This window comes from uncultured Cardiobacterium sp. (assembly GCF_938028185.1).
GTDB lineage: Bacteria > Pseudomonadota > Gammaproteobacteria > Cardiobacteriales > Cardiobacteriaceae > Cardiobacterium.
Genome location: NZ_CALJAH010000216.1, coordinates 1 through 1,780, shown reverse-complemented (window position 1 = coordinate 1,780; position 1,780 = coordinate 1). Strand labels below are relative to the sequence as shown.

Genomic DNA, 1,780 nt, shown 5'->3' with positions numbered 1-1,780 from the left:
TTTTGAGAGCCGTCGCTACGCGGGTCGCAGCAATCTTCCGCCCTCACCCCAACCCCTCTCCCAAACTCTCCCAAAGGGACTGGAACAGCTCGCGCAGCGAGAGAGGGGTATATCGGCTGCTCTCCTGTTTTCAGTCCTCTACACAAGCATACGGAAAAATGCGATTCCCCCAAGATTTTGAACAGGAGCTCATGCCAAAAAGTTATGACAGCAGGCAAAAGCGCTATTTCACAGCGGCGGGGCGGATTCCTATCATGCGGGCTTCAACCATTAAAGGAGCTCCCGATGAGTAACACCCTCGCCCTTGACGGGCTGCAATCTGATGAACGCGAAGTCAAATCCGCCCGCCGTGCGCCGCCGCCGGTGTGGTTCAAGAAGGAGGACAGTTGGGCGATTGTTATCGGCCTTGGGCTGGTCGTCGCCGCGACCGCCCTGTTTTTGACCAACAGCGGCAAGGTGCTGCCGTATTTCACTTTTTCCGCGCCCGGCTGGAAGTCTTTTGGCGAGCTGGCCGCCAAGTTGCCGGCGAAGCTGCCCGGCGCGTTCGGTCTTTTTTTGCTGCTCGCCAGCACCCTCTCTCTCGGCGCGCGCAGTCTCGGTTATGACGTCCGCCGCTTCCTGCGCGGCTTTTCTGTGCTGTATTTGCTCGCCGTCGCCGTGCTGATTGTCAGCGCCAATGCGGCGGTAAAAAGCGCGCAACTGGAGTCGCCGCTGGTGGCGTTGTTCGCGGGGCTTGTCATCGGCAACACGCTGCGCCTGCCCGCGTGGTTCGGCGAGGCGCTGCGCACCGAGTATTTTGTGAAAACGGGTATTGTGCTGATGGGCGCGACGCTGCCGTTTACCATCATTCTCCGCGCTGGCCCGGCGGCGATTGGTCAGGCGCTGATTGTTTCCGTCGTCACGTTTTCCAGTATTTATTTTGCCGCCACCCGCTTGTTCAAACTCGACCGCCGTTTTGCCGCCTGCCTCGGCGCGGGCGGTTCGATTTGCGGCGTTTCCGGCTCGATTGCCATCGGCGGCGCCTGCCGCGCGGAGAAGGCGCACGTTTCGATGGCGATTTCGCTCGTTATCGTTTGGGCGGTGGTGATGATTTTCTTGCTGCCCGCCGCCAGCCGCGCCCTCGGCCTGCATCCGGGCGTCGCCGGGGCGTGGATTGGCACGTCGGAATTTGCCGACGCCGCCGGGTTCGCCGCCGCCGAAGCCATCGGTCATGAAGCGGCGACGGAGGCCTTTACCCTGATGAAGGTGGTCGGACGCGATATGTTCGTCGGCATTTGGGCGTTTCTCGTCGCCATTCTCGCGGTGACGGCGTGGGAACGGCAAAGTGCGGCGAGTAGCGAGCGCATTGACCGCCGCGAAATCTGGCAGCGTTTCCCGAAATTCATCCTCGGCTTTTTCGTCGCCTCGCTGCTGACCACCGCCGTCATTACCGCGCTTGGTGCGGATGCGGGCAAGGCGTACAGCGACGAGGCGCTGAAGGCGCTGAAAGATTTGCGCGGCTGGTTCTTCACCCTGACTTTCCTCAGCATCGGCCTGACCACGCGCTTCCGCGAGCTGGCGGCGGTCGGCCTCAAGCCGTGTTTCGCCTTCGCCATCGGCGTCGCCATCAACCTGCCGCTGGGCTACTGGCTCTCCAATCATGTGTTTGATGCCTACTGGCGCAGTCTCGGTGTGTGATTTATACATACACATTGAGCGCTCAGGTGTATGTATAGTGAAATAAAGCAGAAACAGCCCAAGAATTCCCCCTCCCCCGCAGGGCGAAGCCCGCAGCGGGGGA

General features: G+C 61.1%; 1 protein-coding gene. It reads left to right on the top strand.

Annotated elements, in window-relative coordinates:
- Window positions 1-285 precede the first annotated feature (285 nt).
- Window positions 286-1,677, top strand: coding sequence for a putative sulfate exporter family transporter (locus Q0349_RS06390; protein WP_298080043.1), 1,392 nt, complete (start codon window positions 286-288; stop codon window positions 1,675-1,677).
- Window positions 1,678-1,780: the final 103 nt, after the last annotated feature.

What these genes read in the sequence shown, in the direction of transcription:
- Q0349_RS06390 (WP_298080043.1), top strand. Translation starts at nt 286, where the DNA reads ATGAGTAACACCCTCGCCCTTGACGGGCTGCAATCTGATGAACGCGAA.